This is a genomic window from Lentilactobacillus senioris (genome assembly GCF_026798195.1).
Lineage (GTDB): Bacteria > Bacillota > Bacilli > Lactobacillales > Lactobacillaceae > Lentilactobacillus > Lentilactobacillus senioris_A.
In genome coordinates this window covers 67,337-91,689 of the sequence record NZ_JAPQEZ010000001.1, presented here as the reverse complement: position 1 = coordinate 91,689, position 24,353 = coordinate 67,337, and the positions used below count along the sequence as shown (strand labels likewise).

Annotated in this window: 23 protein-coding genes and 3 pseudogenes; 20 read left to right on the top strand and 6 right to left on the bottom strand. The window is 38.5% G+C overall.

Annotation, left to right across the window (positions count from 1 at the left end):
- Positions 1-801: a MurR/RpiR family transcriptional regulator gene (locus OXT66_RS00430; protein WP_268595112.1), complete on the top strand. Its 801-nt coding sequence runs from the start codon at positions 1-3 to the stop codon at positions 799-801.
- A 42-nt stretch (positions 802-843) separates the two neighbouring features.
- Here the strand turns inward: OXT66_RS00430 and OXT66_RS00425 are convergent, their stop codons facing one another.
- Positions 844-1,845, bottom strand: coding sequence for an amidohydrolase family protein (locus OXT66_RS00425; protein WP_268595111.1), 1,002 nt, complete (start codon positions 1,843-1,845; stop codon positions 844-846).
- A 190-nt stretch (positions 1,846-2,035) separates the two neighbouring features.
- On the opposite strand from OXT66_RS00425, the gene OXT66_RS00420 reads away from it, so the two are divergent.
- The 3 genes from OXT66_RS00420 to ppdK all read left to right on the top strand — a co-directional run bounded on the left by OXT66_RS00420 (position 2,036) and on the right by ppdK (position 6,215).
- Positions 2,036-2,746 (top strand): GntR family transcriptional regulator, encoded by a 711-nt coding sequence (locus OXT66_RS00420; RefSeq protein WP_268595110.1) that lies wholly within the window; start codon positions 2,036-2,038, stop codon positions 2,744-2,746.
- Positions 2,747-2,806: 60 nt separating this feature from the next.
- Entirely contained in the window at positions 2,807-3,430 is a 624-nt protein-coding gene (locus tag OXT66_RS00415; RefSeq protein WP_268595109.1) for a helix-turn-helix transcriptional regulator, read from the top strand.
- Between the two features lie 163 nt (positions 3,431-3,593).
- Positions 3,594-6,215, top strand: a complete 2,622-nt coding sequence (ppdK, locus tag OXT66_RS00410; protein ID WP_268595108.1) for a pyruvate, phosphate dikinase — start codon at positions 3,594-3,596, stop codon at positions 6,213-6,215.
- Between the two features lie 77 nt (positions 6,216-6,292).
- Here ppdK and OXT66_RS00405 read toward each other — a convergent pair.
- Both OXT66_RS00405 and OXT66_RS00400 read right to left on the bottom strand, forming a co-directional pair.
- Positions 6,293-7,168, bottom strand: a pseudogene (locus OXT66_RS00405) (LCP family protein); the annotation flags it as partial.
- 640 nt (positions 7,169-7,808) lie between these two features.
- A pseudogene (locus tag OXT66_RS00400) lies at positions 7,809-7,961 on the bottom strand (IS256 family transposase); the annotation flags it as partial.
- A 193-nt stretch (positions 7,962-8,154) separates the two neighbouring features.
- Between OXT66_RS00400 and OXT66_RS00395 the strand changes: the two are divergent.
- From OXT66_RS00395 to OXT66_RS00360, 8 genes and pseudogenes are all read left to right on the top strand, one after another.
- Positions 8,155-8,319, top strand: a complete 165-nt coding sequence (locus tag OXT66_RS00395; protein ID WP_268595106.1) for a hypothetical protein — start codon at positions 8,155-8,157, stop codon at positions 8,317-8,319.
- Between the two features lie 50 nt (positions 8,320-8,369).
- On the top strand, positions 8,370-9,026 hold the full coding sequence (locus tag OXT66_RS00390) for a sugar transferase (protein ID WP_268595105.1): 657 nt from the start codon (positions 8,370-8,372) through the stop codon (positions 9,024-9,026).
- Between the two features lie 28 nt (positions 9,027-9,054).
- Positions 9,055-9,381: pseudogene (locus OXT66_RS00385) on the top strand (DUF1972 domain-containing protein); the annotation flags it as partial.
- Positions 9,382-9,429: 48 nt separating this feature from the next.
- Positions 9,430-10,011 (top strand): dTDP-4-dehydrorhamnose 3,5-epimerase, encoded by a 582-nt coding sequence (gene rfbC / locus OXT66_RS00380; RefSeq protein WP_268595104.1) that lies wholly within the window; start codon positions 9,430-9,432, stop codon positions 10,009-10,011.
- A 9-nt stretch (positions 10,012-10,020) separates the two neighbouring features.
- Positions 10,021-11,049 carry a dTDP-glucose 4,6-dehydratase gene (gene rfbB / locus OXT66_RS00375; RefSeq protein ID WP_268595103.1) on the top strand — a complete coding sequence of 343 codons (1,029 nt, stop codon included), beginning with the start codon at positions 10,021-10,023 and terminating at the stop codon, positions 11,047-11,049.
- 66 nt (positions 11,050-11,115) lie between these two features.
- Positions 11,116-11,955 (top strand): dTDP-4-dehydrorhamnose reductase, encoded by an 840-nt coding sequence (gene rfbD, locus OXT66_RS00370; RefSeq protein ID WP_268595102.1) that lies wholly within the window; start codon positions 11,116-11,118, stop codon positions 11,953-11,955.
- A 31-nt stretch (positions 11,956-11,986) separates the two neighbouring features.
- Positions 11,987-13,090: a UDP-galactopyranose mutase gene (gene glf, locus OXT66_RS00365; RefSeq protein ID WP_268595101.1), complete on the top strand. Its 1,104-nt coding sequence runs from the start codon at positions 11,987-11,989 to the stop codon at positions 13,088-13,090.
- 5 nt (positions 13,091-13,095) lie between these two features.
- Positions 13,096-14,517 carry a polysaccharide biosynthesis C-terminal domain-containing protein gene (locus OXT66_RS00360; protein ID WP_268595100.1) on the top strand — a complete coding sequence of 474 codons (1,422 nt, stop codon included), beginning with the start codon at positions 13,096-13,098 and terminating at the stop codon, positions 14,515-14,517.
- Between the two features lie 60 nt (positions 14,518-14,577).
- Here OXT66_RS00360 and OXT66_RS00355 read toward each other — a convergent pair whose 3' ends face one another.
- Positions 14,578-14,955 carry a VanZ family protein gene (locus tag OXT66_RS00355; RefSeq protein WP_268595099.1) on the bottom strand — a complete coding sequence of 126 codons (378 nt, stop codon included), beginning with the start codon at positions 14,953-14,955 and terminating at the stop codon, positions 14,578-14,580.
- 143 nt (positions 14,956-15,098) lie between these two features.
- The gene (locus OXT66_RS00350) at positions 15,099-15,479 is read right to left on the bottom strand and encodes a cadmium resistance transporter (protein ID WP_268595098.1); all 381 of its coding nucleotides are present in this window, start codon (positions 15,477-15,479) and stop codon (positions 15,099-15,101) included.
- Between the two features lie 231 nt (positions 15,480-15,710).
- Here OXT66_RS00350 and yjeM point away from each other — a divergent pair, with 231 nt between their 5' ends.
- A complete protein-coding gene (yjeM, locus tag OXT66_RS00345; protein WP_268595097.1) occupies positions 15,711-17,204 on the top strand; it encodes a glutamate/gamma-aminobutyrate family transporter YjeM in 1,494 nt (497 codons plus the stop codon).
- A gap of 32 nt (positions 17,205-17,236) precedes the next feature.
- Positions 17,237-17,449 (top strand): hypothetical protein, encoded by a 213-nt coding sequence (locus tag OXT66_RS00340; RefSeq protein ID WP_268595096.1) that lies wholly within the window; start codon positions 17,237-17,239, stop codon positions 17,447-17,449.
- Between the two features lie 72 nt (positions 17,450-17,521).
- On the opposite strand, the gene OXT66_RS00335 is transcribed toward OXT66_RS00340, so the two are convergent.
- Positions 17,522-17,932: a peptide deformylase gene (locus tag OXT66_RS00335; protein ID WP_268595095.1), complete on the bottom strand. Its 411-nt coding sequence runs from the start codon at positions 17,930-17,932 to the stop codon at positions 17,522-17,524.
- Positions 17,933-18,362: 430 nt separating this feature from the next.
- On the opposite strand from OXT66_RS00335, the gene rbsD (OXT66_RS00330) reads away from it, so the two are divergent.
- The 6 genes from rbsD (OXT66_RS00330) (at position 18,363) to OXT66_RS00305 (ending at position 24,340) form a co-directional block, all read left to right on the top strand.
- Positions 18,363-18,758: a D-ribose pyranase gene (gene rbsD, locus OXT66_RS00330; RefSeq protein ID WP_268595094.1), complete on the top strand. Its 396-nt coding sequence runs from the start codon at positions 18,363-18,365 to the stop codon at positions 18,756-18,758.
- Between the two features lie 17 nt (positions 18,759-18,775).
- Complete coding sequence (fucP, locus tag OXT66_RS00325) at positions 18,776-20,131, top strand: L-fucose:H+ symporter permease (RefSeq protein WP_268595093.1); 1,356 nt, start codon at positions 18,776-18,778, stop codon at positions 20,129-20,131.
- A gap of 332 nt (positions 20,132-20,463) precedes the next feature.
- The gene (gene rbsD / locus OXT66_RS00320) at positions 20,464-20,859 is read left to right on the top strand and encodes a D-ribose pyranase (RefSeq protein WP_268595092.1); all 396 of its coding nucleotides are present in this window, start codon (positions 20,464-20,466) and stop codon (positions 20,857-20,859) included.
- A gap of 34 nt (positions 20,860-20,893) precedes the next feature.
- Positions 20,894-22,384 (top strand): sugar ABC transporter ATP-binding protein, encoded by a 1,491-nt coding sequence (locus OXT66_RS00315; RefSeq protein ID WP_268595091.1) that lies wholly within the window; start codon positions 20,894-20,896, stop codon positions 22,382-22,384.
- A complete protein-coding gene (locus tag OXT66_RS00310) occupies positions 22,377-23,351 on the top strand; it encodes an ABC transporter permease (protein ID WP_268595090.1) in 975 nt (324 codons plus the stop codon). The genes OXT66_RS00315 and OXT66_RS00310 overlap by 8 nt, the downstream gene beginning before the upstream one ends.
- Before the next feature lie 38 nt (positions 23,352-23,389).
- A complete protein-coding gene (locus OXT66_RS00305) occupies positions 23,390-24,340 on the top strand; it encodes a substrate-binding domain-containing protein (RefSeq protein ID WP_268595089.1) in 951 nt (316 codons plus the stop codon).
- Positions 24,341-24,353: the final 13 nt, after the last annotated feature.

Sequence of the window (24,353 nt, the reverse complement as noted above, 5' to 3'; positions counted from 1 at the left end):
ATGAACTTCTTTGAAATTGTTAACGCCCATATTAGTTCATTGACGAAAAGCGAGCAAGCATTGTTTGATTACGTAGTTAAAAATATGGATCAAGTAAAAAACCAAAGTATTCGAGAGGTGGCTGCTGAAACCTTTGTTTCTACTGCCACGTTTTTGCGATTTGTAAAGAAAATTGGTTTTACTGGGTTTAGTGAGTTTACCACCGTGATTAAATATACCGTCTTAAATAATCAAACGGCTACTAAGCCAATGCCTTTTACCGTTCAACAGCGCGATTATCGAGAAGAGTACTTAAAAAATATTACCGAATCTGTTCGGGTGATTTCGCCAACCAAAATTAATGAGATAGTTAGTCACTTGGCCACTCATCCTAACGTTTACCTGTTTGCTAAGGGCATTAGTAAGTACGCAACGGAGTATATTTATTATTTGTATAGTATGGCCGGTTTTTCGGTTACATATCCTAAAGACTATGAGTTTCGGCAAGTAACTATGAAGCAGGTTCAAAAGGACGACCTGGTATTTATTATTTCCTATGACGGCCAAAATAGTGAATTCTTGGAAATGATGCATTCCTTTGAAGCCTCACACCAAAGACCTTTCATAGTTTCGATTACCGAAGCTGATAATAATACTATTCAGAATTTAAGTGACGTTAACCTCTACGTTTTTACGGATCAGGTAACTGTTAACCAAACTGAAATTAGTTCTCAAATTTCAACGATTGCATTATTGGAATTAGTGTTATATCAGTACATTGAAGACTATGGAAAGCGGGATTTTAACTTTATCAAACAATAAAAAACGCAAACTTCGGGGAAAGTTTGCGTTTTTTGATTGCTATTATTTAATGTGAAGCAAGCGAGCCGCATTATCATAAGCAATTTGTTGCTTGAGATCTTCTGGCAGACTTAGTTGGTCAAACCAGTTAGCAGCGTCAGAGTTATTTTCATATGGATAATCTACTGAAAACATTACTCGATCAGGGCCAAATGCTTCGATGGCACTTTCCAGTGCGTCGGTGTCATAGTGGCCGGAAGTAGTGCACATGAAATTAGTGTGCAAGTATGAGGTGAGTGGTTTAACGTTTTTGGCGTTCACTTCACCATTTCGTTGCCGGAACAAGCGATGTTCAGTTCTAGGCAAAGTTTGGGAGAGCCCTTCACCTAAGTGGCCTAAGACAACGGTGAGGTTAGGGTAACGATCGAACAAGCCACTCATAATCAAACGAATTGCATGAACCGCGGTTTCTTGAGTGAAGCCCCAAGCAGAACCGATTAATTCTGGATAGCCTTGATAAATTTGAGTAGAAGCTGGCATTGGTTCTCTAGGATGCAAGTAAACTGGAACATCCAATTCACTGATCTTTTGCCAGAAAACATCCACTTTAGGATCATCTAAGTACATAGGAGTGTTAACATCACCCATATTGGTGTAACCGTTAATCAAAATTCCCTTAGCACCCAAATCCTTTACAGCATGTTCAGCTTCCTTAGCAGCTTCGTTGAGATCTTGTAAAGCAACTGCGGCAAACATACTAAATTGCTTTGGATTGGATTTTACATAGTGGTCATAGGCATCTTGATTACTACTATGAGCTAAATCCACTGCAGTTTTAGGGTCATCGATTCCTTGAACCCCAGGAGAAGTTAATGACATTACGGTGTGAACTATGCCTAACCGATTTAATTCATCTTGATAAGCCTTGTTATCATCCCACAACCGATCTACGATAAAATCAGTATAACTTTTACCATTGCGATCTGCCTCGCCAGAGTCATTCCAGAGTTTACTATTTTCTGGTGTGGAAAAATGTTCCTCAATTGCAATTTTTTTAACAACCATTTAAAAAGCTCCTCACTACATATTTACTAAATTACCCGTTAAATGTATAGCTAACAGTGGAAATGGTCAAAAAAATTAACGTTAATTTGGGGAATATGATAAGTGCATAAATGCCCATTTAATAAGTACTTTAAGGTAAAATAACAATTAGTAAAAAAACTGGTTATACTCATAAGACAGGTGAAGGAATATGACTATTCGAATTCCGCTATATCAAAAATTAGAAAATACTATTATTAAATTAATAGAGTCTAAGGTCCTTTTACCAGGCACTAAGTTGCCTTCGGAAAGCAAACTACATAGAGATTATCAAATGAGTCGGATTACTATTCGGCGAGCATTAAAGGACTTAGAAACTAGTGGTTATATCGAAACTTTTCAGGGAAAAGGCTCCTTCGTTAAAAAACGCGAACACGAAGTAGGCGGAATGCATTACTTTAATGTTTATGAAGCAATTAAGGAAATGGGAGGTCAGGCCGAGGTTAAATTAGCGTCGTTTCGGTTAATTGTGGATGATAGCCTACAAAGTATCCGGAAAAAACTAAAAATTAATGATGATGATTATATCTATGAGATCAAGTATGTTACTACTTTTGATGGTCAAGCCGTCTTTTTTGATTCGGTGTATCTGCCATACTTGCGTTATCCGCAGATTTATCAAAGCGAATTAGCCAATTCGGGTCTCATGACGTTGTTGAAGCATAAATATAAATTTGACGGTAAGTTTCACACTACTTCTGTACCGGTAAAGGCAGCGAAGCCGGGAGAAAAAAATCCCCAAGAAGCAATGCGAGTTGAAACCTCAGCATACGAACTGCAAAACGGCCGCAAGGAAATGGTGCTCTGGAGTCGGGCGTATTCATTTGGGGAATTAATGCGGTATTTGAAGCAAACCCATTAAATAATGATATACTTAAAATTAAACGTAACGTATTATTGATTGAGAATATGGGAGAACGGAATGGAACTTACTGATCGGCAAAAAAAGATTATTGAGATGCTAAAAGCAAATAGCCCGATGACGGGTGAAACTATCGGTGAAAACTTAGGATTAAGCGTTCCAACTATTAGATCTGATCTGCGATTATTAACAGCAGTAGAAATTTTAGCAGCTCGACCAAAAGTAGGCTACATCTATCAAGGAAAACCTGCTAACCGACTTAACTATAATGAGCTATATGATCTTCCAATCGAAGATATTTTGTTGCCGGCCACCAAAATTAGTGAGGATACTAGCATGCAAGCTGCGATCACTAAGCTGTTTATTGAAGATGTAGGATCGTTATACGTGGTAGATTCTGATTCTAATTTGGTAGGATTAATTTCACGAAAAGATCTATTACGGGCTACGTTCACCAGCGATGATCCCAAGGCCGTTCCGGCCGGCGTAATCATGACTAGAATGCCTAATATCGTGATGGTAACGCCACAAACTACCATAATGGAAGCTGGCAACTTGTTGTTAACCCATGAAGTAGATTCCCTGCCTGTTACTGAAGGGGCGGGCAGTCACGTGGTGATTGGCAAAATTACTAAAAATCGAATTTTCCAGCATTTTATTGAAAACGGCCAATTTGATTCTTAAATGTAAATGAAATTAAACACTGAAAACAAGCTCTCAGGGCGATTAACCCTCTGAAGGCTTGTTTTTTATTTGTAAACGTTAGAAACCGTTTGCATTTTTCCAGAAGATAAGTTACATTATAAATAATAATTGTAATGTATTATTTTCCAGAAAGAAGGATATTATGACTCAACTAGTTTATAATTTTGCTGAAGGAAATATGAACATGCGCGATTTATTAGGTGGTAAAGGGGCTAATTTGGCGGAAATGACCAGATTAGGCTTGCCAGTTCCCCAAGGCTTTACCCTGACCACTACGGCCTGCCATGATTACCAAGAAACTCACCAACTAAGTGCAGAGCTATTACAACAGGTAGATCGGGCTTTAGAACAATTAAGTGAAACGAGCGGGAAACGATTTGAAGATGAACAAAACCCACTATTGATTTCGGTACGTTCGGGGGCGGCCATTTCGATGCCCGGAATGATGGATACGATTTTAAATATTGGTTTAAACGATAAAACCGTTGCTGTTTTGGCTAAACTAACTGCTAACGAACGGTTTGCCTACGATAGTTACCGCCGCCTGCTAGCCATGTTTGGCAACGTGGTTTATGGCATTGCTGAAGATGCTTTTGATCAAATTTTAACTGATATTAAAACCCAAAAAGGTTACCAATCTGATCTGGATCTAACTACGGAAGATTTAAAAACGGTTGTTGTGGAATTTAAACAAATTTACCGGCATTCTGATCAGGGCGAATTTCCGCAAAAACCCAAAGACCAGCTATTGGCCGCAATTAGAGCAGTGTTTGAATCTTGGGATAACCAGCGAGCTCGCATTTACCGCCGGGAAAACCAAATCTCAGAGGATCTGGGAACTGCGGTCAACGTTCAAGAAATGGTGTTTGGTAACGCCGGAGCTGATTGCGGTACCGGGGTGGCGTTCACTAGAAACCCAGCTACTGGGGAAAACAAATTATTTGGTGAATACCTGCAAAATGCGCAGGGAGAAGATGTGGTAGCAGGAATTCGAACTCCTCAATCAGTGGAAGTATTAGCCACGGAAGTTCCCCAACTTTACGATCAATTGCACACTATTGCCCACACCTTAGAGCAACACTATCGTGATATGCAAGATCTAGAATTTACCATTGAACACGGAAAGATGTTTCTATTGCAAGCCCGAGACGGTAAGCGCACCCCAGCGGCAGCCGTTAAAATTGCCATTGACTTAGTTGATGAGGGATTATTAAGCAAGCAAGAAGCTATTTTAAAGGTGAAGCCGGAATCACTGACGGCGTTATTACATCCGGAATTTGATTCACAAATGATGGCTGAGCATGCTGTTTTAACTACTGGGTTACCAGCTTCTCCGGGGGCCGCAACTGGGCAAGTCTACTTTACCGCTGCGACCGCTAAGCAGGCTAGTGATGAAGGCCACCGGGTGATCTTGGTTCGCCAAGATACGTCTCCAGAAGATATTGAAGGAATGATTGTTAGTCAAGCGATTGTAACGTCACGAGGCGGAATGACTTCCCACGCTGCTGTGGTTGCTAGGGGGATGGGCGCCACGGGAGTTGTAGGAGCCAGTGAATTAAACGTTAATTACGCCAAGAAGCAAGCTAGTGTAGGGGAGCAAGTGATTGAAGAGGGAGATTGGATATCTGTTGACGGAACAACGGGTAACCTGTATCTAGGACCAATTGAAACTACTCCGGCAACGATTAAAGGGGATTTATCGATTCTATTAGAGTGGGCGAAGGAGTTTGCTAAACTAGGGGTATACACCAACGCGGATACTCCCCGCGACTTTCAAAAAGCGTTGGAATTCGATGCCGATGGTATTGGTTTAACGCGAACGGAGCACATGTTTTTCAAACCAGAACGTTTACTGCAAATGCGGCGGGTAATTTTGGCCAAGACCGCCGACCAACGAGCAGAACCACTATCTCATTTGCTGGAAATGCAACAAGCTGATTTCTATGAAATTTACAAATTAGCTGGTGATAAAGAGGTGACGATTCGACTTCTGGATCCGCCATTGCATGAATTTTTGCCTCATGATGCAGCCGAAATTCAAGAGGTAGCCACACAGATTGGTGTTTCTGTAGATTACTTAACTACTAGAATCGATTCACTAAAGGAAAGTAATCCAATGCTGGGGCACCGGGGCGATCGATTAGCGGTAACCTTCCCAGACATTTACCAAATGCAAGTGAAAGCAATTATGACCGCTGTGTTGCGGTTATCTGATGAAGGCCAAATCGTTCACCCACACATTATGATTCCGTTGACTGACTCCCAAGCTGAAATGGGTTGGGTTCGCAAACTAGTTACCGATCAAATTGCAGAGATGCTGGCTGATCGAGATATCACGGTGGATTATACGGTGGGGACCATGATGGAAATGCCTCGGGCTTGTGTCACTGCTAACCAGGTTGCTAAAGAGTCAGACTTCTTTAGCTTTGGCACCAATGATTTGACCCAGTTGACGTTTGGTTATTCTCGAGATGACGTGGGTTCATTCATGCCAGAGTATATCAAAAAGGGAATTTTGCCGGCCGATCCATTCCAAACCGTTGATGTGGAAGGGGTAGGTGAACTGATGAAAATGGCAGTTAATCGGGGACGCTTAACTAAGCCAGACCTACCAATTGGTGTTTGTGGGGAAGTTGGTGGTGATCCGGCATCGATTAACTTCTTTGAACAAATTGGAGTAACTTACGTTTCTTGTTCTCCGTTTAGGGTCCCAGTGGCCAGACTGGCTGCTGCCCAAGCTCACATTCTCCAAACTGCTAATTAACAACTGAATGTAAAATAAAAAAGCTACCGTTCTTAACTTGGAATTAAGAACGGTAGCTTTTTTATTGTTTGATAAAATTAATATCCTACTGCACCAGCATTAGGATCTGCAGTAGCTATGCCGCTGTTAGGATCTGTGGCAGCTACATCGTTGCTAGGATCATAACTACTGGTATCACTTTGATAACTAGTAGTAGCCTCACTAGCAGTGGAATCATCGTTGTCAGAATTCTTAGAGTCTGATTTCGTAGAAGGTTTCACCGCGATGTTACCGGTTTTGGCCTTCTTTAATTCTAGCCCACTACGGATGAAGTTAGTAACTCGTTGCAGTTCTTTCTTAGGCATAACTTCCATAGATTGATCGTCGATTTGTTCTGACTTACCTTGAAGGTGAGTTTCTGATACCTTGGTAGCCTTACGGTAGTCATTGGCAATGGCGAAGAGGTCTTTGAACTGCAAGTCAGTTTTAACTTGGCTAGAAACAGAAGAGATGAAGTCTTGATTAATTAGCACTTGAGCGGCGCCACTCTTTTGGATGATTGCCATTAATACTTGGCGTTGCCGTTTTTGCCGGCCGTAATCATTTTGGGGATCATCGTAACGCATCCGAGAGTAAGCGAGGGCTTTTTTACCATCCATATGGACTTTTTTACCCTTTTTGAATTTGTAACCTTCGTATTTAAAGCTAAGGGTAGGGGTAACATCGATTCCACCAACGGTATCAACGATTTTCTTAATGCCGCCCATGTTGACTAGAACGTAAAAATCGATGGGGATGTTAAGCATTTGTTGAACGGTTTTCATACTAGTTTCAGCTTGGCCAAAAGCGTAAGCTGCATTGATTTTAGCTGGTGATTGTTTTTTATATCCCGGAATGTTGACAGCTGTATCTCGTGGAATACCAGTTAAAGTGGTTTTATTCTTTTTAGGATTTATGGTAACCACCATCATACTATCGGTCCGGCCTTTATAGTTCCGGCCTAAAGCGCCAGTATCGGTCCCCATTAATAAAATAGAAATGGGTTCTTTTTTGCTTAACTTATCGCTAGTATTTCGTTGTTTAGTCAAGTTGGTTGCCTGATAGGAATTACTAACGGTGTTTCTCAAACTTTGATACTTTAGTGCGCCAAACACGACGCCCCCGGTTAGTAAGATTGCCAAGGTGACGATAATGGCAGTCCAATGTTTATTATTGCGGTGATGTTTATTATTTGATTTCATAAATTATTTATACCTACTTTTTGGTTATGATTTTACACTATTTGATTATATTTTTAAATATAATCTTCAATCCCTAGCAAAACGATAAAACTAAAGTGGCAGTTGCTGTCTGTTTTAAAGTTCACTATAATAAGGTTAATTTAATATGTAATAACGTATTACTAATTTAACATTCTAGTCTGGGCTTTTAATGATATTTTCTGGTTAACATTTTAGAATTAGAATGCCGATTTTTTTACGAACATAATTGTAACCATATTATTAATTTGTAGCAATAACAGGCGGAGGACTTTATGAATCTTGAACCAACTTTTGGTAGCGTCAAGAATCTTGTGTAAATGAAATGCCTTCGTACATATAATATGCATCTAACTTAAATAAATGATGCTTCCAAGGTGTCCTGGAGTCCTTTGAACCCTCGGTGGATCCGCTTCAGAGACTTCTCGTTATAAACATTAAACTGAGAAACTAGTAAGCGATCCAGTGAATCTTCCGTTGGAAATTGTTCTTTGTGGTGGGTGGTGCGCTATGGTTTTCAAAAACATCCAGAGAAGTTATTTGACTTCGTTCAGCAAGGTTGCTTAACGCAATTAACCTCTAGTAGCTACATGGGGGTGTTTGGTTCAGAAGTGCAATGACTGACCGAAAAATTCATTGACGCCAACTTAGGATCGGTATTTGCTTCTGATGCCCATAACTTTGAAGGCCGGCGGTACTTGATGAAAGAAGCGTTTGCTAAGTTAGAAAATGATTTTGGAGCAGACATTGCTGAACGCTACCAGGATAACGCCCGAAACATTTTAAATGGTGATCCGGTAGACGTAGTGGATATTAAAATGGTAGATGATACTAAGAAACACAAAAAGAAGTTTTGGCTGTTTTAACATAGAAATTTTAACTTTTAGTGGGGGATACGTTTAGTAATATAGAGACCATGAGCGATAAAAAGAGTGAGGATAATTTAACTAATAAAAATAGTGATAGCACTACTTATTTACGTTATAAGAGGTTGTTTGATGTTATCAGTGCAGTTACTGGGTTAGTAATACTAAGTCCACTACTGCTATTAGTGGCTATTTTAATTAAAATTGATGATCCATCAGGTCCTGTTTTTTATTCCCAAATACGGGTAGGCAAAAATGAATCAGAATTTAGGATGTACAAGTTTCGTTCAATGTACAACGACGCTGATAAGAGATTAAAGAAGCTACTTCAATATAATGAAGTAGATGGTGCAATGTTTAAAATGAAGGAAGATCCTCGTATTACTAGAGTAGGAAAGATCATTCGAAAGTATAGTATCGATGAGATTCCTCAATTATGGAATGTTATAAAAGGTGATATGACGGTGGTTGGGCCTAGACCAGCATTACCGAGAGAAATAACTCAATATACTGATCATGATCGGCAACGATTAGTAGTGAAACCGGGATGCACAGGCTTGTGGCAAGTCGGTGCTCGCAGTGCAGTTGGTTTTGATGAAATGGTAAGGCTTGACCTTGAGTATATTCGTACTCGAAATACTTGGTTAGACATCAAAATTATGTTTAAAACCGTTAAAATTATGATTATTCCAAACGAAACAGCTTAGAAAAAAGGATTATGAGGGATAAAATCTTTTGAAAAAACATGTATTTATTGTAGGATCTAAAGGAATTCCGGCTAATTATGGTGGTTACGAGACTTTTGTTGAGTATCTAACTAAAGATCAGAGAGATCAAAATATTCAGTATCATGTAGCTTGTAAGGTAACAGACAAAAGTCAACCTTCCAGCTTTTTTTATAATGGAGCAGATTGTTTTAATGTATATGTACCTAATATTGGGCCAGCTCAAGCTATTTATTATGATATTGCCGCATTAAATCAGTCAATAAAGTATGTCCAAGATAACAATATTAAAAATCCTATATTTTATATTTTAGCTTGTCGCATCGGTCCCTTTATGAAAATAGGTAGCGTCAAGAATTGTAGCTGAGGAAAAGGAGTTTAATTAATGGGAAAATTAAAGGTAACCACAACTAACTTGCAAGACGTTAAAATTATTGAACCAGCTGTTTTTGGAGATAATCGGGGCTTTTTTACTGAATCTTATTCTGAACGTGATTTTAAAGAAGTTGGAATTGATATTGATTTTATTCAAGATAACCATTCATTATCTACCCAAGCTGGCGTTTTAAGAGGTCTGCACTTTCAACGTGGTAAGGCGGCCCAAACTAAATTAATCCGAGTTGTAACTGGGGCTGTTTTAGATGTCATTGTAGATGTTCGTAAGGGTTCTCCAACATATAAAAAATGGGAAGGCTATATTTTATCCGAAAGTAATCATCGCCAACTCCTAGTTCCTAAAGGCTATGCTCATGGTTTTGTCACCTTAACAGATAACGTTAACTTTTTGTACAAGTGTGATAATTATTATGATGCAGCAGCTGATGGTGGAATTACTTTTACTGACCCTGAGTTAAATATTAATTGGCCAATTGATTTTGACCAAGCTATTACTTCAGAAAAAGATGCTAAGCAACCAACCTTGGCAGAATTTGAAAAAGATAATCCGTTTGTCTATGGTGAAATATAGGAGTTTAAAATGAAAAATATTATTGTAACTGGAGGAGCCGGGTTTATTGGCTCTAACTTTGTACATTACGTTGTTAATAATCATCCCGAAGTTCATGTGACAGTACTAGATAAATTAACATATGCTGGTAATCGAGAAAATTTAGCTGGCCTACCTGAAGATCGGGTAGAATTAGTAGTCGGTGATATCTGTGATGCTAACTTAGTCGATCAACTTGTTAGTAAGGCCGATGCAGTAGTTCATTATGCTGCTGAAAGTCATAATGATAATTCTATTCTTGATCCTTCACCATTTATCCAAACTAACATTGTAGGAACTTATACCTTATTACAAGCTTGTCGTAAATATGATGTTCGTTTTCACCATGTTTCAACTGATGAAGTTTACGGAGATTTGCCATTGAGAGAGGACTTACCAGGTCATGGTGAGGGGGTAGGGGAGAAGTTTACCCCTGATTCTCCTTATCGTCCAAGTAGTCCTTATTCATCATCTAAGGCCAGTTCTGACTTGTTGGTTAGAGCTTGGGTACGTTCTTATGGATTAAATGCAACTGTCTCTAATTGTTCTAACAATTATGGCCCTTACCAACATATTGAAAAATTTATCCCACGCCAAATTACTAATATTTTAAGTGGTATTCGTCCTAAGCTGTATGGTAGTGGTAAAAATGTTCGTGACTGGATTCATACAGATGATCATTCTCGAGCAGTTTGGACTATCTTAACTAAAGGTAAGATTGGCGAAACTTATTTAATTGGTGCTGATGGAGAAAAAGATAACATCACCGTTTTGGAAATGATCTTAGAAGCAATGGGACAACCCAGAGATGCTTATGATCAAGTTAAGGATCGACCAGGTCATGACTTGCGTTATGCTATTGATTCAACCAAATTACGTGAAGAATTAGGATGGCAACCAGAATTTACTGATTTCAGTACTGGATTACAACACACAATTGATTGGTATACTAATCATGAAGATTGGTGGAAGAATGAAAAGGCTGCTGTAGAAGCCAAGTATGCTAAAAATGGTCAATAGATTCATATGAGCTGACAAATGTCGATGAGACGGTCAGCTTTTTGTTGTGTAAAGGAGAATGAAATTATGGAAATTTTAGTTACAGGTGCTAATGGACAACTAGGGACGGAGCTATGCCATCTCTTAGATGAGCGAGGTTTATCTTACACAGGAACAGATTCAAAGGAATTGGATATTACCGATCCTAAGGCTGTTAATGATTATTTTAAACAAAATCAACCAAAAGTGGTTTACCATTGTGCTGCTTATACAGCTGTTGACCAAGCTGAAGAAGAACCGGGAAAAAGCATTGATGAAAAAGTTAACGTATTAGGAACTGAAAATGTTGCTAAGGCGGCAGCTAAAGCGGGATCAACGTTAGTCTATATTAGTACTGATTATGTATTTGATGGAACTAATGAGGAAATGTATACGGAAGAAGATGTTCCTAATCCTAAAAATGAGTATGGTCGAACTAAATACCTAGGTGAACAAGCTGTTCAAAAATATGCAGACAAGTATTATATTATTAGAACTTCTTGGGTGTTTGGACAATATGGCAAGAATTTTGTGTATACTATGTTGAAGCTTGCTGAAACTCATGATCAATTAACAGTTGTTGCTGATCAATTTGGGCGTCCCACTTGGACTCGTACACTGGCTGAATTTATGACCTATGCGGTAGCAAATGATATTCCATTTGGTGTTTACCAATTGTCTAACGAAGGGTCATGTAATTGGTATGAGTTCGCTACTGAAATATTAAAGGATAAGAATGTTAAAGTTTTACCTGTAACCTCTGAAGAATATCCACAAAAAGCTTATCGTCCGCGTCATTCTATTTTGGACTTGAGTAAGGCAGAAAATACCGGCTTTAAGATTATTTCATGGCAGGATGCGTTGAAGGAATTTAGTACTGAAATTTAATACTGTATATTTTATTAAGGAGAATAAATAAATGAGTAAATATTTAATCGTCGGTGCCGGTCTTTACGGTGCTGTGTTTGCTAGCGAAGCTGCTAAGAAGGGGCATGAAGTTACCGTTATTGAAAAGCGGGACCACATTGCTGGTAATATCTATACAGAAGACGTTGAAGGAATTCAAGTTCATCGGTATGGTGCTCATATCTTCCATACTTCAGAACAAAGAATTTGGGATTACATTAACCAATTTTCTGAATTTAATCGTTACACCAATTCACCAGTAGCTAATTACCATGGTGAAATCTACAACATGCCTTTTAACATGAATACTTTCAACAAACTTTGGGGCGTAGTTACTCCAGCTGAAGCTCAAGCTAAAATTGAAGAACAAAAAGCCGTTCTTAACGGTAAAGAACCAACTAACTTAGAAGAACAAGCTATTTCACTAGTTGGAACTGATATCTATGAAAAGTTAGTTAAAGAATACACCGAAAAACAATGGGGTCGGCCTTGTTCAGAATTACCAGCTTTCATTATTAAGCGGCTTCCAGTTCGGTTTATCTACGATAACAATTACTTCAACGATAAGTATCAAGGAATCCCAGTAGGGGGCTACACTCAAATCGTTGAAAAAATGTTGGATCATCCTAACATTACTGTGCAATTAAACACTGATTTCTTTGCTAATAAAGATAGCTATTTGGCAGATTTTGATAAAGTTGTTTACACTGGAATGATTGACCAATTCTATGATTACCAATTAGGGGAATTAGAATATCGGTCTTTGAAGTTTGAAACTGAAGTGCTAGATATGGAAAACTATCAAGGTAATGCGGTAGTTAACTATACTGATAAGGACCATGCTTATACCCGAATTATTGAACACAAGCACTTTGAATTCGGCACTCAAGCTAAGACTGTAATTACCAGAGAATATCCAAAAGACTGGCACCGTGGTGATGAACCTTACTATCCAGTTAACGACGAACGAAATGGTGAACTTTACCACCAATACGCTAAGTTAGCCCGCCAAAATGACCAAGTTATTTTTGGTGGCCGTTTGGGCGGTTATCGTTATTACAACATGGATCAAGTTATTGGAGCAGCGCTTTACGCAGCTAAAAAAGAATTGAGCTAATTTAAATGAAACTGGTTAAAAATTATTTTTACAATGTAGGCTATCAAGTTTTTATTTTAATTGTGCCGCTAATTACCACTCCTTACATTACACGAGTCTTAGGTAGTGAAGGGGTAGGGATTAATGCCTATACCAACTCGATCATTCAATATTTTATTCTTTTAGGAAGTATTGGAATCGGATTGTATGGTAATCGGACCATTGCTTACGTTCGTGACGATAAGCAAAAAATGAGTCAGAATTTTTGGGAAATTTCGATTTTAAGATTTATTACAATTGGAATTGCGTATGCTGCCTTCCTGATTTTCTTGATTTTTACTAAGCAATATCAGCAGTTTTATCTGTATCAGTCTGTTCAAATTATTGCAGCGGCCTTTGATATTTCTTGGCTATTTATGGGAATTGAAAACTTTCAGCGGACAGTTTTACGAAACTTTTTTATCAAAACCTTATCCGTTATTGCTATCTTTGTGTTTGTAAAAAACAGCCATGATGTTGGAGCTTATATTTTGGTTTTGACCATTTCAACGTTGATTGGTAACGTTTCTCTTTGGGGATATCTAAGAAAAACTGTTAGTAAACCTAATTTTAGTCAATTAAATTTAATTGGACATATTAGACCGTCTGTTGGATTATTTGTTCCGCAAATCGCTACTCAAATTTACTTGGTGCTTAATAAAACCATGTTAGGAAGTATTGATGGTGTTCAAAGCGCCGGTTTTTATGAAAACTCTGATAAAATGGTTAAGATGGTTTTAGCAGTTGTTACCGCAACTGGGACTGTTATGTTACCAAGAATGGCGCATACTTTTGCGGCTCATGACTATGAGAAACTACATCAGTATTTGTATACTTCTTTTGATTTTGTAAGTTTTATTTCCGTTCCAATGGCGTTTGGTTTATCAGCAATTGCGCCTAAGCTAGCGACTTGGTTCATGGGACCGGAATTTGCTGTTACTGGTAATTTAATTGCGGTGTTATCAATAGTAATTGTGTTGATTGCTTGGAGTAATGTATTAGGGACTCAATATCTATTACCTACAAACCAAACTCGCCAATATACTGCCTCAGTTACAGCAGGGGCGATAGTGAATTTGCTTTTAAATATTTGGTTGATCTTACAATATCATGTAATGGGTGCCGTGATTGCTACTGTATTATCAGAGGTTGCCGTTACTGGATTACAGCTATATTTTATTCGCAATCAATTAAAAATTTCTAAATTATTTTATGGAATTTGGAAGTACTTTGTTGCGGGAATAATTATGTATTTTGCAATAAGTTATCTTAATGAAATTCAAGGAGCTTCATTTACCAATTTTGCAGTTCAGATAATTATTGGAATATTTATTTACTTTATTCTTACGGTTATATTAAATGCACCATTTATTCATGTAATACGTGGCTTTATTAAGAATAAAAAATAGGATATCTTCATATTAGATGGTAAGTCTAGTATGGATATCCTATTTTTATTTTGTTAAAAATTAATTGTCCTTTCGTACCATTACAATCATTCCATACCCCACCAACACACCTACCAAGTTAGTCAGCACATCCGTCACATCCACCGTTCTATTAATATGAATTAAAATATCTAATATGAACTGAGTTACTTCGTTAAAACCACCGATAAGAAATGCTATCAAGAGAATATGGTACCAAGCTAAATGCTTGGGAAAAATAAGAGCTAGATATACTCCAGCTGGAACAGTCATTATGACGTTAAAAAATGCACCTTTAGTAAGTATGCCGGCAGGAAGATAAATAATTTTGGCAGTGTTAAAGTAAATGTAGTGGCTGTGGTAGCTTTCTGGTGATCCAAAATAAGTGCCCGGGGTAAAAATTAGCCACCAGACGCACATTAAGTAAATAGCCAGGGAAGTAAAAATTATCCAGCCTTTAAAATTAGCGTGACACTTGATTTGATAACCACAAAAAATAATGGTGATGACGCAGAGCAGTACAAAAGGTACGTATTTAATAATTAGAGCCAACCTCCTAAAATCTAATGAAGTCCATTATAAATCAATATCATCCCCAACACTACCAAGATAACCCCGGTAATGTTTTCGCAATACTTGTTAAAGAAGACTTCAAATCCCTTGAAATGAGTTAACCACAACCCTAAGCCGCACCAGAGGCCAATTAGGATCACTAGGTAGATATTAACCAGAATAAGGTTAACGTCCGCTAGCGTTGAAAAGAATGGGATATAGATGGCTAGGTTGGCGCCACCGTCGGCTAGAATAGTAATAAAGACAAAACCTACTGAAACTACGTGGTAATTGATGGTTTTCTTTTGGTGTTTTCGCCGAGCGTGATGATCTGTCCAAAAAATCTCACAGCCCATGAAGAGGGGGATGGCCCCCAAGTCGCTGGACAACATTTTACCTCCGGACTGCCTAAATTAGCTAACAATAAGATGGCAATGCATCCTAACACCTGCCCGCTGAAAACTAGCGGATAATTATTTAAAAAATTACTTATTTGGCAGTTAGGTTTAATTTATTTAGCATTTTTAATGTATAAAAATTATTATTTAACAATAATAATTGCATAAAAAAACACTAACAATTATAATTGTTTTTAATAACTAAGCGAAAAAGGAGCGCTGATAATGAAAGTACAGTCGAAGATTTCTCTGACCGGCTTGATTTTAATGATTTTTTCTACTATTTATGGATTTGCTAATACAACGGTGGCGTTTGCCCAAATGGGTTACGCTAGCATTATTTGGTACATATTTGGGGCAATTGTGTTCTTCTTGCCATCTGGCTTAATGTTTGCTGAATATGGTTCTGCGTTTAAAGATGATCACGGTGGCTTTTACTCCTGGTTATCTGAATCAGTCGGTGAAAAAACGGCTTTTGTGGGAACCTTTATCTGGCTATCTAGTTGGGTTATTTGGTTAGTTTCTACTTCTTCGAAAGTTTGGATTCCGCTAACCACGTTGCTAACTGGATCTGATAAAACACAAACTTGGCATTTTATAGGTTTGACTCCAATTCAAACGGTTGGGATTTTAGCGTTACTGTGGATGCTAGCCATTACTTTCTTTAGTAGTAAGGGAATCGATTCCATTGCTAAAGTAGGATCAATTGGTGGGACATTTGTAATGATCTTAACCGGAATTTTCGTTGTGGCTTCTGTGATTTTACTGTTTGTGAACCACGGGCAGTTACAAGAACCAATTCATGGGGCGGCTAGTTTTATTAAGTCACCCAACGTTGGTTTTCAATCACCAATTGCTGTCTTCTCCTTCGTAGTGTACGCTATTTTTGCTTATGCTGGTATGGAATCCATGGGGGGGATCGTGGATGACCTCGATAAGCCAGAAAAGAACTTCCCTAAAGGCATTTTAATTGCTACTATCTTTGTGACCGTCTTTTACTCACTTAGTATTCTGCTTTGGGGGATTAGCACTAACTGGAGCAAGGTGATCGGCAGCGATGACGTTAACTTGGGGAACATTACTTATGTCTTAATGAATAACCTAGGGCTGTTCTTCGGTCAAAGTTTAGGGCTATCTCATTCAACATCGTTACTATTGGGCTCTATTTTAGCCCGATTTACCGGTTTAAGTATGTTCTTGGGCTACTTTGGTTCCTTCTTCATTTTGACTTATTCACCATTGAAGTCGTTTATCTTGGGATCGCCTAAAGAGCTCTGGCCAGAAAAAATGACCAAACTTAACAAAAATGGTATGCCAGCCTACGCAATGTGGGTTCAAGCAACCATCGTGTCAGTGATTGTCCTATTGATCTCATTTGGTGGTTCTGGCGCCCAAAAATTCTATCTAATCTTAACTGATATGGGGAACATTTCGACTTCCGTTCCTTACCTCTTCTTAATTGCAGCCTTCCCATTCTTTAAGCGCAAGCAAAATATTGACCGGCCATTTGTGGCATTTAAAAATAAGACTTGGACTAACATCATTGTGGCCTTTATTTTGATTATTTTGTCATTAGGGATTATCTTTACCGCTGTAGAACCAATCTTAGAACACGACTACACTACCGCCTTTTGGACTATCATTGGCCCAATCTTCTTTGGGGGCGTAGCCTTGCTATTCTACGCTAGCCAAAGCAAGCGGCTGAAGAAGCATCAGTAATTAGTTAGCAATTAAAAAGGGGAGTGGAGATTATGACTAGTAGTAAATTAGGAGTGCTCCTAACCGGGGTTAGCTTAACCTTACAGACTGCGATTGCGGTTCGCAGCACTAAAAAATTCATGGCTGCTCAAGGTGAGCAACGTCAAGAACTATTGTTACCAATGGTAGTTGATGATTTAGGAATTTTATCTGCAGCCGCAATTCATGCGTTAACCATTGTGATAGATAAAGAACATCAAGATTAAATAAAAACTGGAGTTTTGACATTTTAAGTCAAAGTTCCAGTTTTTTTGTGGGCCCCATTAGGCCGTATTTTTTTAGATCAAAATGCCCTCGCAGTGATCAATTTCGTGTTGGATAATTTCAGCAACGAACCCGGTAAATTGTTGGGTTTGCGGTTGAAACTGTTCGGTTTGGTATTTCACGGTAATGGTTTGATAACGGGTAGTGGGCCGCTCTCCCGTTAACGATAAGCAGCCTTCGTTGGTGGAGTAGGCTTGTTGTTGCTTAGTAATAGTGGGATTGACCATGATTAATGGAAAAGCACCAATTTCGGCGATGATAATTCGTTTATTTTGGCCAATCATATTAGCAGCCATACCTACACAATGTTCTTTGTGGGCTGCTAAAGTATCTTTTAAGTCGGTAATGATCTGACGGTCGGCAATTGTAGCCGGTTGGGCTTTAGTGGTTAATTGTAGGTGATTAGTTATAATTGGTTGAATCATATTAGGCTCCTATGAAAATCTAAGATTAATTATCAGGATTTATTATACGCTAACTAAGTGAGCAATTAAAATAAGTGAAGATTGTGAAAATAAAAACTTATTTTATCGCTTGATTTAATCGTAAAAACAGTATATTGGATTAGGAATAGCCATATTTAATGAAATAATTGCAATCGATTCCATCATTGATAAAATCACAAGTAATGATTATATAAGAAAACGTTACGGTAGTTGAGGTTGGACCGAATGAAATCCATGAATAATTAGTGAAATTTGAAAATGTTATTGCAATCGTTTGCATGTGATGATATTATATTTTTTGTCGCTTAATCGTTTTACTAAAAAAATAAAGTACACAAGTTTATTTTTTTGCAGCAAAAGTAAAAAGGTTTACTAAAACGTATAACCTAGTTAATGAGGAGAATTGATTATGAAAAAAACTACTGTGATTAACTCAGAACTATCAACGGTAATCGCTGGAATGGGCCACATGGATTGGCTTTCAATCGGGGATGCTGGAATGCCCGTACCTGCTGATACCAAGAAAATTGATTTGGCCCTAACAAAGCAACTTCCTAGCTTTATGGACGTTTTAAAAAACGTGTTAGCTGAAATGGAAGTTCAACACATTTACTTGGCTGATGAAATCAAGGACCAAAACCCAGAACAACTAGCTGCTATTAAAGAAGTTTTACCTAATGTGGATATTACCTTTGTTCCTCATAGTCAACTTAAAAAAGATCTTAGCAAAACTCACGCTTTCGTACGAACTGGTGAAATGACACCTTACTCAAACATTATTTTAGAAAGTGGCGTTACATTTTAATTAAGGAGGAAAATAATTTGCAAGCCAAAGAAGTCGAATCAAAACACGGTTGGATTCAATTGTCCGACGGTTATTTGAATAAAACCCCAATTTTTCAATTTATCTTAGTTTGTTTGATGTTCCCATTGTGGGGCGCTGCAGCTTCATTAAACGATATTTTGATCACCCAATTTAAGACGGTGTTCATGTTAAATGATGCTGCTACTGCCTTTGTCCAAAGTGCCTTCTACGGTGGTTACTTCTTAATCGCCATTCCTGCATCATTAGTTATCAAGAAGATGAGTTACAAGTTTGCCATTATGATTGGTTTGATTGCCTACATCGTTGGTTGTGGCTTGTTCTTCCCAGCTTCTCAAGTTGCTACTTACGGAATGTTCTTGGCAGCTATCTTTGCCATTGCGATTGGACTGAGCTTCCTAGAAACTTCTGCTGAAACTTACAGTTCAATGCTTGGACCTAAAGAATCAGCTAACTTCCGGATTAACTTTGCCGGAACTTTGGTACCACTAGGGGATATCTTAGGAATCGTCTTAGGTAAGTACTTGATCTTTGGTACCGTCGGCAACCTATCTGAAAAGATGGCGAACATGCATGGTGCAGCACGGCTTGCGTACGGTGAAAAGATGTTGCAACTTACCTTGCGACCATACAAGTACATCTTGATTGTTTTAGTAGTGATGTTGATCATCTTGGCCTTGACTCCAATGCCTGCTGCTAAAGCTACTAACGCTGCTAGTGATGGTGCAAAAGAAGAAAAGCCATCATTGGGTGAAACCTTCCGTTACTTAGTTAAAAATGCTCGTTTCAGAAAAGCCATCGCTGCTCAATTTGTTTACGTTGGTATGCAAACCACTGTTTGGTCATTTACCATCCGGTTGGCTTTGAAGATGGGGGATCATTTGACCGATAGTGCCGCTTCTACCTTCATGATTTACAGTTACATTGCTTGGTTTGTTGGTAAAGTGGTGGCCAACTTCTTAATGGGCCGTTTCTCAATTACTCGCGTGCTTGCAATTTATTCGGTCTTTGGGACAATCGCTTTGATCTTAACTATGAGTATTCCAAATATGACTTCAGTTATCATGGCTATCGCTGCTAGTTTCTTCTTTGGTCCTCAATGGCCAACGATTTACTCCCATGCTTTAGACACTGTTACTGAAAAGAAATACAACGAAACTGCCGGAGCATTCGTGGTTATGGCAATTGTTGGTGGGGCAGTAGTTCCAGCTATCCAAGGTTGGGTATCTGATATTACTGGTTCAATGCAATTCTCATTCGTTGTTCCAATGCTTTGCTTCTTGTACGTAACAATTTACTGGGCATTAGAATACCGTTATGATAAAAAACACCCTTACACGGTGGTAGAAGATTAAATTAGTAAATAAAAGGAAACCATTTAATGGTTTCCTTTTTTTGTAGTCATATATTCATTTAAGACATCACATTGAAAATGTTGAAAATAAAAACTTAGTGAAAGGCTATACCAAAATTAAAGATAATTTTTGATAAGAATGCTGAAACGATAAACTAATTGATACTCCGGTAATAAAAAAATTAAAACTGTTTGTGAAAAGTATTGTAACCGTTAACATATTATTGTAAAATTACCTCGTAAGGTATAGGAAAGCGATTTCATAATGAAGTAATGTTACATAACATTTGGAACGGATTGCCTGTATCTAAGCTCTAATTGGAGGAGGAGAATATGAAGAAAAATGGCGTAATTAATTCTCAAGTGGCCGCTGTAATTGCGGACATGGGTCACATGGACTGGCTATCCATTGGAGATGCAGGAATGCCGGTTCCTATGGGAACACCTAAAATTGATTTAGCTGTAGAAAACGAAATTCCTAGTTTTATGACGGTACTCCGAAATGTATTAACTGAAATGGAAGTTCAAAGAATCTATTTAGCTGAAGAAATTAAGGAGCAAAATCCAGAGCAATTGGCAGCTATCAAAGAGGTCTTACCTAATGTAGAAATTACATTTGTGGACCATAGCCAGTTGAAGCAAGATTTAGCTAAAACACACGCGTTTATCAGAACCGGAGAAATGACACCATATTCTAATATCATCTTAGAAAGTGGCGTAACTTTTTAGGAGTTATTGGTAAATATGGATAGGAGGTTATCCTTTGCAAATTGAAATGAAGGGAATTTCCAAAGCATTCGGGAAAAACGAGGTCCTAAAGGACGTTAATTTTTCGGTCCATGGCGGTCAAGTACACGCCTTAATGGGTGAAAATGGTGCTGGGAAATCCACATTAATGAATATCTTAACCGGGTTATTAAAAGCAGATGGTGGACAAATCCTCGTTGATGGCAAGGAAGTTAAGTATCAAAATGCTTTAGATGCAGAACATCACGGAATTAGTTTTATTCATCAAGAAATGAATAATTTTTCCGAAATGACAGTGCTGGAAAATATGTTCCTTAATAAGGAAATTACAAATAAAGCCGGCTTGTTAGACACCAAAACCATGCGTAAACAAGCGCAAGAGGTACTTCAACGGTTAGATGCAGATGTAAATTTGGATGCTGAAATTGGAACACTTAGCGTGGGGACTCAACAAATGATTGAAATTGCTAAGTCATTAATGAACGATACGCAAATTTTGATCATGGATGAACCATCAGCAGCCTTAACCGAAAAAGAAATTGATCGGATGTTTGAAATTGTTAAAACCTTACAAAAACAAGGGGTAGGGGTTATCTATATTTCTCACCGGATGCAAGAAATTTTCCAAATTACCGATGAAATTACGGTAATGCGAGATGGATTAACGGTTGCTAATTACCAAACCAAGGACACCGATGTACAACAAATTGTTAAAGACATGGTGGGGCGGGAATTGGATGACTTTTACCCAGAACGACATCCTAACTTTGGCGAAACTCGGCTTAAATTAACTAACTTCACTCAAAAAGGCGTCTTTAATAACATTTCATTTGAAGTTAAAGCTGGTGAAATTTTAGCTTTTTCTGGATTAATGGGTGCTGGTCGAACTGAAATTATGCGGTCATTATTTGGAATTGATCCACATGATTCAGGTGAAATTGAAGTTAATGGCAAGACCGTTAAAATTTCCTCTCCTAGTGATGGAATTAAAAATGGTATTGGCTTCTTGACGGAAAACCGAAAAGAAGAGGGCTTGATCTTAGATGCAACGATTGCAGCCAACATTGATTTACCAAGTATTGACGGATTTGTTAAGCACGGAATTATTGACCAAAAGGCTGATGACGATTTCGTTGACATGTTGATTAAACGGTTAACGGTAAAAGCAACTAGTCGCAATAATTTAGCCGGAGATCTTTCTGGTGGTAACCAGCAAAAAGTAGTTTTGGCTAAGTGGGTTGGTAGTGGTTCGCAGATCTTAATCTTGGATGAACCTACCCGTGGGGTTGACGTTGGTGCCAAGCGAGAAATTTATGATTTAATGAACGAATTAACTGATCGTGGTGTGGCAATTATTATGATTTCTAGTGACTTGCAAGAAGTAATCGGTTTTTCTGATCGAATTGCAGTTGTCTACGAAGGAACCTTAACCGGAGAAATCTCAACTGCTGATGCCACCCAAGAAAAAGTAATGACGTTAGCCACTGGAGGTAAGTTAGATGAATAACGATGGGACCGTAAAGAAAGAAAAGTTTAGTATTGGTAAGTTTTATTCCAAGCTAGGACCGTTGGTGGCCCTACTAGTTTTAGTTATTATTGTTAGTATTTTAAATACATCATTTTTAAACGTTTCCAATATCATGAACTTGCTGCAACAAGTTTCTATTAACGCTTTGATCGCGTTTGGGATGCAGTTTGTTATTATGACCGGTGGGATTGATTTATCCGTTGGTGCCATCTTGGCATTGAGTGGGGCGATTGCCGCTAAATTAATCCTCGGTGGAATGTCACCAGTGTTGGCATTCTTAGCCGGAATTTTATGTGGGGCAGTCTTTGGGGCAGTGAACGGATTATTAATTGCCTATGGTAAAGCTGCACCATTTATCGTTACCTTAGCTACCATGTCCATTTTCCGGGGGATGACTTATGTGTTAACCAACGGAAATCCGATTACCGGCCCTAAGATGAATGATAGTTTCTCATTCCAATTTCTAGGCCAAGGTTACTTGTTTGGAGTACCTTTCCAAGTTTACCTAATGATTTTTGCCTACATCATTTTCTACGTCTTGTTGCACAAGACATCATTTGGTAGAAAAACCATTGCGGTTGGTGGTAACGAAAAGGCCGCCTACGTTGCCGGGGTTAAGGTAAATAAGGTTTTGGTTTGGATTTACGTGATTGCCGGAATTTTATCAGCCGTTGCCGGGATGGTGCTAACTTCTCAACTAGCATCAGCGCAACCTGATGCCGGAACCGGATACGAAATGGATGCCATTGCCGCCGTTGTTTTAGGTGGAACTTCATTGGCTGGTGGGACTGGTAAGATGTCTGGTACCTTGGTTGGTGCCTTGATCATTGGGGTCTTAAACAACGGGATGAACCTGTTGGGGATCTCTAGTTTCTACCAACAAATCGTTAAGGGGATCGTTATCTTAATCGCCGTATTGTTAGATCGTAAGCAAGCAAACGATTAATTCATTGATTGTTTGATAAAAAATTGGAGGTATTTACCATGAAGTTAAGCACTAAGAAAGTTCTTTCTGTACTAGCCGTCTTGTCAGCAGGGATGTTTTTCCTTGCCGGTTGTGGTGGCGCAAGTATTGGTAGTAAGTCCAGTAACAACACTAAAGTAACTAAAAAAGCCAAAAAAGACGTTAAAGTAGGGATGTCTCTTTCGACTTTGAGTAACCCATTCTTCGTTAACTTGAAGCAAGGGGTAGACCAAGTTGCTAAGGAAAATGGTACTAAAGTTCAAACATTTGATGCTCAAAACGATAGTGCCAAGCAAAATAACCAAATTTCTGACTTAGTTACTAAAAAAGTAGACGTAATTATCGTTAACCCAGTTGACTCAGACGCAATTGTTCCAGCTGTGAAAAAAGCTAATAACGCTGGGATTCCAGTGATTGCTTGTGACCGGGGCTCAAATGGTGGTAAATTATTGACTACTGTTGCTTCTGATAACGTATTAGCTGGTAAAATGGCTGGCCAATACCTAGAAAAATTAGTTGGTAAGAACGCTAAGGTTGCTGAACTTGAAGGAACTCCTGGTGCCGATGCTGCAGTTCAACGTGGTAAAGGTTTCGAAAAAGAAATCAAAGGCAACTTAGACTTAGTTACTAAGCAAAGTGCTAACTTCGACCGGGCTAAAGGATTAAGCACTATGCAAAACATCTTACAAGCCCACAATGATATCAAGGGAGTCTTCGCTCAAAACGATGAAATGGCTCTTGGAGCAGTTAAGGCTGTTAAAGACGCTGATATTAAGATCGTTTCTATTGATGGTACTCCAGACGGCTTAGCAGCTGTTAAGAAGGGTTCTATTGATGGTATCGTAGCTCAAGAACCTAAGCAAGAAGGTAAGCTAGCTTTACAAGCAGCATATGATTACTATGCTGGTAAGACTATTGATAAAAACATCAAGTCACCAATCCACTTGGTTACTAGTAAAACCGCTAAATAATTTGTAGAAATTA